At 66.4% G+C, this 5,993-nt stretch carries 9 protein-coding genes; 7 read left to right on the forward strand and 2 right to left on the reverse strand.

Annotation, left to right across the window (positions count from 1 at the left end):
* Positions 1-103 precede the first annotated feature (103 nt).
* Entirely contained in the window at positions 104-406 is a 303-nt protein-coding gene (locus ACEQZD_RS13735; protein WP_335629235.1) for a GNAT family N-acetyltransferase, read from the reverse strand.
* A 90-nt stretch (positions 407-496) separates the two neighbouring features.
* On the opposite strand from ACEQZD_RS13735, the gene hisB reads away from it, so the two are divergent.
* The 7 genes from hisB (at position 497) to ACEQZD_RS13770 (ending at position 5,228) form a co-directional block, all read left to right on the forward strand.
* A complete protein-coding gene (hisB, locus tag ACEQZD_RS13740) occupies positions 497-1,102 on the forward strand; it encodes an imidazoleglycerol-phosphate dehydratase HisB (protein ID WP_142948215.1) in 606 nt (201 codons plus the stop codon).
* 17 nt (positions 1,103-1,119) lie between these two features.
* Positions 1,120-1,764 (forward strand): imidazole glycerol phosphate synthase subunit HisH, encoded by a 645-nt coding sequence (hisH, locus tag ACEQZD_RS13745; protein ID WP_335629234.1) that lies wholly within the window; start codon positions 1,120-1,122, stop codon positions 1,762-1,764.
* Between the two features lie 45 nt (positions 1,765-1,809).
* Positions 1,810-2,592: a 1-(5-phosphoribosyl)-5-[(5-phosphoribosylamino)methylideneamino]imidazole-4-carboxamide isomerase gene (gene hisA, locus ACEQZD_RS13750; protein ID WP_142948217.1), complete on the forward strand. Its 783-nt coding sequence runs from the start codon at positions 1,810-1,812 to the stop codon at positions 2,590-2,592.
* On the forward strand, positions 2,589-3,362 hold the full coding sequence (hisF, locus tag ACEQZD_RS13755; protein ID WP_142948218.1) for an imidazole glycerol phosphate synthase subunit HisF: 774 nt from the start codon (positions 2,589-2,591) through the stop codon (positions 3,360-3,362). The genes hisA and hisF overlap by 4 nt, the downstream gene beginning before the upstream one ends.
* 18 nt (positions 3,363-3,380) lie before the next feature.
* Entirely contained in the window at positions 3,381-3,827 is a 447-nt protein-coding gene (locus ACEQZD_RS13760) for a YaiI/YqxD family protein (protein WP_370186159.1), read from the forward strand.
* 22 nt (positions 3,828-3,849) lie between these two features.
* The gene (gene arfB / locus ACEQZD_RS13765; RefSeq protein ID WP_335629232.1) at positions 3,850-4,266 is read left to right on the forward strand and encodes an alternative ribosome rescue aminoacyl-tRNA hydrolase ArfB; all 417 of its coding nucleotides are present in this window, start codon (positions 3,850-3,852) and stop codon (positions 4,264-4,266) included.
* Positions 4,267-4,346: 80 nt separating this feature from the next.
* Complete coding sequence (locus ACEQZD_RS13770) at positions 4,347-5,228, forward strand: bile acid:sodium symporter family protein (protein ID WP_335629231.1); 882 nt, start codon at positions 4,347-4,349, stop codon at positions 5,226-5,228.
* A gap of 18 nt (positions 5,229-5,246) precedes the next feature.
* Here the strand turns inward: ACEQZD_RS13770 and ACEQZD_RS13775 are convergent.
* Positions 5,247-5,993 (reverse strand): S41 family peptidase (locus tag ACEQZD_RS13775; protein WP_370186161.1); only part of this gene is annotated, 747 nt, incomplete at its 5' end.

Consider the following 5,993-nt stretch of genomic DNA (forward strand, 5'->3'; position numbering starts at 1 on the left):
CAGGATCCCAGAAACGGCTATTGAAAGCGCAATCCGGCAGGTCTCTGGAATCCTGCCGGCGGCTGGCGCCGCCTTTCGCGGGCGGGGCCCGCTCGCACAATCGCTAGCGCTGGCATTTCTCCGGCAGTGTTAGCGCGCCGCCGTGATGTTTCTCCAGCAAGCGCAGAAAGTCCCGCCCCACGCCGCGTCCGCGGGTGGCCGGGTGCACCACCATCCATGCCAGGGCGTTGCCGTCGAGCAGCGCCACCGCCACCGGCGCGCCGTTGAAGTGGGCGGCCGCCACCGGGCGCCCGGCGTCCAGGGCCTGGCCCAGTTCGGCGGCGTAGTCGGGGTCGTCGCGCAACACTTTGCTGAAGCGTTGCGCCAGTTCCGCGTCGGGGGAATGAAATTCAAGACTGATCGGCATAGTGTCTCCGCTAACCGGTAAATGGCCGCCGCGCTGGTGAGGGGGCGCCGAGGGCCGTATAATACGGGGTTCCGTTTTCTGGAGGTACCGATGAGCGAACGCCGCGCCACCGTGGAGCGAAACACCCTGGAGACCCAGATTCGCGTCAGCGTGAATCTCGATGGCACCGGAGTGAGCAAGCTGGATACCGGCCTGCCGTTCCTGGAACACATGCTCGACCAGGTGGCCCGCCACGGTCTGATCGACCTGGACATTGAGGCCAAGGGCGACTTGCACATCGATGCCCACCACACGGTGGAGGACATCGGCATCACCCTGGGCCAGGCCCTGGCCCGCGCCTGGGGCGACAAGAAGGGCGTGCGCCGCTACGGCCACGCCTATGTGCCGCTGGACGAGGCCCTGACGCGGGTGGTGATCGACCTGTCCGGCCGCCCCGGCCTGGAAATGCACGTGGATTTCACCCGCGGCATGATCGGCGGGTTCGACGTGGACCTGTTCTATGAGTTTTTCCAGGGGCTGGTGAACCATGCCATGATCACCGTGCATATCGACAATCTGCGCGGCAAGAACGCCCACCACCAGGCCGAGACCGTGTTCAAGGCGTTCGGGCGCACCCTGCGCATGGCGGTGGAGCCGGATCCGCGCATGGACGGCGTGACCCCGAGCACCAAGGGCACGCTCACCGAAAACCCGTAAACCACTCGAGGCGCCCCATGAGCGAAACCGTGGCCGTAGTCGACTACGGCATGGGCAATCTCCATTCCGCCGGCAAAGCGCTGGAAAAGATGGCCGCCGACGGTCAGCGAATCGTGATTACCGGCGATCCGGAGCAGGTGCGCGCCGCCGACCGGGTGGTGTTCCCCGGCGTCGGCGCGATCCGCGACTGCATCAAGGTGATCACCGAAACCGGCCTGGACCGGGCGATTCTCGACGCCATCGACGCCTATAAGCCGGTGCTCGGCATCTGCGTGGGCATGCAGGCGATGATGGACTTCAGCGAAGAGAACGACGGCATCGACTGCCTGGGTGTGTTCTCCGGTCGGGTGCAGTTTTTCGGCGCGCCCATGGGCGACACCGGGCGCCCGCTGAAGGTGCCGCACATGGGCTGGAATCAGGTGCAGCAGGTCAACGACCACCCGCTGTGGGCGGGCATCGACGACAACAGCCGCTTCTACTTCGTGCACAGCTACTGCGCCACCGGGGTGCCCGACGAGCAGATGGCCGGCCGCTGTGAGTACGGCCTGGCGTTCGCCGCCGCCGTCGCCAAGCGCAATGTGTTCGCGGTGCAGTTCCACCCGGAAAAGAGCGCCGACGCCGGCCTCAAGCTGCTGGAAAACTTTCTGCGCTGGCGGCCCTGAGCGCCGCGTCCTCTTATTTCAGCCTGTTAAACAAGCGAGATCGTCATGGAACTGATTCCCGCCATCGATTTGAAAGACGGCCATTGCGTACGCCTCAAGCAGGGCCGCATGGACGACGACACGGTGTTTTCCGAGGACCCGGTGGCGGTGGCCGACCACTGGGTGAAGCAGGGCGCCCGGCGCCTGCACCTGGTGGACCTGAACGGCGCCTTCGCCGGTGAGCCGGTGAACGGCGAGATCGTCAACGCCATTGCCCGCGCCCACCCGGGCCTGCCGATCCAGATCGGCGGCGGCATCCGCAGCGCCGAGACCATTCAGGCCTACCTGGACGCCGGCGTTCAGTGGGTGATCATCGGCACCAAGGCGGTGAAAGAGCCGCAGTTCGTGCGCGATATGTGCAAGCAGTTCCCCGGCCACGTGATCGTCGGCCTGGATGCCAAGGACGGTAAAGTGGCCACCGACGGCTGGGCCGAGGTCACCGACATCGACGTGGTGGACCTGGCGCGCCAGTTCGAGCACGACGGCGTGGTGGCCATCGTCTACACCGACATCAGCCGTGACGGCATGCTGCAGGGCGTCAACGTGGAAGCCACCGAGCGGCTTGCCGAAGCGATCAGCATTCCGGTGATCGCCTCCGGCGGCATCACCGACATGGAAGACGTGCGCCGTCTGTGCGGGGCACGGACCGTGGGCATCACCGGTGCCATCACCGGCCGCGCCATTTACGAGGGCACCCTGGATTTCGCCCAGGGCCAGGCCCTGGCCGACGAGCTGCAATCCCGGGGGCCGGGCATGTCCGGCACCACCGGTAGTGGAGTGCGAAAGTGACACTAGCCAAGCGAATCATCCCCTGCCTGGACGTGGACGACGGCCGGGTGGTCAAGGGCGTGAAATTCGTGGATATCCGCGACGCCGGCGACCCGGTGGAGGTGGCGCGCCGCTATAACGAGGCCGGCGCCGACGAGATCACCTTCCTGGACATCACCGCCAGTCACGAGGACCGTGACACCACCCTGGAAATGGTCGAGCGCATGGCCAGCCAGGTGTTTATCCCGCTCACCGTGGGCGGCGGTGTGCGCACCATCCAGGACATCCGCAACCTGCTCAATGCCGGCGCCGACAAGGTGGGCATCAATTCGGCGGCGGTGAAAAACCCGGAGTTCGTGCGCGAGGCCGCCGAGCGTTTCGGGTCCCAGTGCATCGTGGTGGCCATCGACGCCAAGAAGGTGAGCGGCGAAAGCGAAGCCAACCGCTGGGAGATCTTCACCCACGGTGGCCGCAACCCCACCGGCATCGACGCGGTGGAGTGGGCGCGCCGCATGACCGATTACGGCGCCGGCGAGATCCTGCTCACCAGCATGGACCGGGACGGCACCAAGAACGGCTTCGACATCGCCCTGACCCGCGCCATTTCCGACGCGGTGCCGGTGCCGGTGATCGCCTCCGGTGGCGTCGGCAACCTGCAGCACCTGGTGGACGGGGTGATCCAGGGCGGCGCGGACGCGGTGCTGGCGGCCTCGATCTTCCACTTCGGCGAGTACAGCATCGCCGAGGCCAAGCAGTACATGCACAGCGCCGGCATTGAGATGCGCCTGTGATACTGCCGGGGACCTGACGTGCGGATCTGGATAGACGCGGACGCCTGTCCGGCCGTGATCCGCGACGTGCTGTTCCGCGCCGCCGACCGGCGCGCCATCGAGACCACCCTGGTGGCCAACCATTTCATCCCCAAGCCGCGCTCGCCGCACCTCCGTGCGGTACAGGTGGAAGCCGGCTTTGACCGCGCCGACGATTACATCGCCGAGCAGGTCCAGGCCGGCGACCTGGTGATCACCGGCGACATCCCGCTGGCCGCCCGGGTGGTGGAGAGCGGTGGCACCGCGCTCAACCCCCGTGGCACCCTTTACGACAGCGAGAGCATCCGCGAACATCTGGGCCGCCGGGATTTCATGGAAGAGCTGCGCTCCGCCGGGGTGCAGACCGGTGGCCCGTCATCGCTGGGCAAAAGCGACGTCCAGACCTTCGCCAATGCGCTCGACCGCTTTATCGCGCGAGCCCGGTAACTCCCCCGGCCAGGAAGGACCCATGCTGAAAATCTCCAACAATGTGACCATCCCCGAGTCCGAGATCGAATGGCAGGCGATCCGCGCCCAGGGCGCCGGTGGCCAGAACGTCAATAAGGTCGCCTCGGCGATCCATCTGCGTTTCGACATCGGCGCCTCGTCGCTGCCCGAGTTCTACAAGGAGCGGCTGCTGGCCTGGTCCGACCGGCGCATCACCACCGAAGGGGTGGTGGTGATCAAGGCACAGCGCTTCCGCACCCAGGAAAAGAACCTGGATGACGCCCTGGCGCGGCTGAAAGCGCTGATCCTGGACGCCACCGTGGAGCAGAAAAAGCGCAAGCCCACCAAGCCGTCCAAGGCCGCCAAGCGCAAGCGCATGGATAAAAAGACCCGCCACGGCCAGACCAAGGCGCTGCGCAAGCCGCCCACCGACGGCTGACCGGCAAGCGCTCTGTACAAGAGTCGCCGCCAGGGGCCCCGTAGGCTAAGCTCCTTGCGATAATAAAAAAGGAGCGCAGCATGGATCAGGCCAGTCTGGTTGAAATCGGTTTACCCGCCGCCCTGTTTCTCATCATGGTGGGCATGGGGCTCACCCTCACCCCCAAGGACTTCCGCGAAGTATTGATCGCCCCGCGGGCCACCGTTTACGGCCTGGTGGCGCAGATCGTGCTGCTGCCGCTGGTGGGCGTGGGCCTGGCGATGACGCTGGACCTCTCCCCGGCGCTGGCGGTGGGGCTGGTGATCATCGCCGCCTGCCCGGGCGGCACCACCTCCAACCTGTTCGCCTTTCTCGGCCGTGGCGACGTGGCGCTGTCCATCGTGCTGACGGTGGCCGCCAGCCTGGTCACGGTGGTGACCCTGCCGATGTTTACCAGCTGGGCGCTGGGCCACTTCCGTGACAGCGATCTGGTCCTGGAGTTGCCGGTGCTGCGCACCATCCTGACCCTGGTGGTGATCATCCTGGTGCCGGTGAGCATCGGCATGACCATTCGTCACTTCCGCCAGGACTGGGCGGTGAAGGGCGAGAAGCTGGTCAGCGTGTTCGGGCTGCTGGTGCTGGTGGCGGTGATCGTGATGCTGCTGGTGGACCTGGGCGCGGAAGCGCTGGTGCTGCTGCGCCAGGGCGGCGCGGCGGTGATACTGCTCAATCTGATCGGCCTGGGGCTGGGCCTGTTCGGTGGCCGCCTGATCGGGCTGAGCCGGCCGCAGGCGTTCACGGTGGCCATTGAGCTGGGCATCAAGAACGGCACCCTGGGCCTGATGGTGACCCTGACCCTGCTGCAGTCGGACGCCATGTCCGTGCCGGCGGCGGTGTACGGAGTGATGATGTTCCTGTTCGGCTTCCTGATGATCGGCTATGCCCGCCTTACGGGCATCGGCCGGGCGCCGGTCACGTCCTGACCGGCGCGTTCGGGCGGGTTACTCCTCGCGGTCGGCGCGCCGCCGTTCCGCCAGGTTGATGCCCTTGAGGATCGAGAGCGCCTGGGACAGTGGGTAGTCACGACTGGCCAGGGGCTCTTCGCCGCCTTTCTCCAGCGCTTCCTTCTGCGCCTGGTTGAGCAGGTGGTGAGGCAGGTCCGCTTCGCGGGGGCGCTGGTCTTTCAGCAGCTCGACGCTGGACACCTGCACCGGGATATCCGGCTCGATGCCTTCCGCCTGGATCGAGCGGCCGTCCGGCGTGTAGTAGCGCGCGGTGGTCAGTTTCAGGGCGTTGTCGCCGCTGATCGGCAGCACCGTCTGCACCGAGCCCTTGCCGAAGGTGCGGGTGCCCACCACCACGGCGCGGCCCTGGTCCTGCAGGGCGCCGGCGACGATTTCCGACGCCGAGGCGGAGCCGCCGTTGACCAGCACCACCAGGGGCAGGCCTTCGATCTCATCGCCCGGGTTGGCTTTGTAGTCGTTGCGGCTCTCGCTCTCGCGGCCCTGGGTGTAGACGATCAGCCCGGAGTCGAGGAACAGGTCGCTGATTTCCACCGCGCCGCCGAGCACGCCGCCCGGGTTGTTGCGCAGGTCGAGGATCAGCCCGCTCAGCTCGCCTTCGGCTTTCAATTCGTTCAGGGCTTTCTTGGCTTCGTGACCGGTGTTGTTCTGGAACTGGGACACGCGCAGGTAGCCGTAGCCGGGCTCCAGCACTTCGCTTTTCACGCTTTCCACTTTGATGCGGTC

Origin of the sequence: Alloalcanivorax sp. (assembly GCF_964221125.1) — a bacterium.
In the GTDB taxonomy this organism is placed as follows: domain Bacteria; phylum Pseudomonadota; class Gammaproteobacteria; order Pseudomonadales; family Alcanivoracaceae; genus Alloalcanivorax; species Alloalcanivorax venustensis.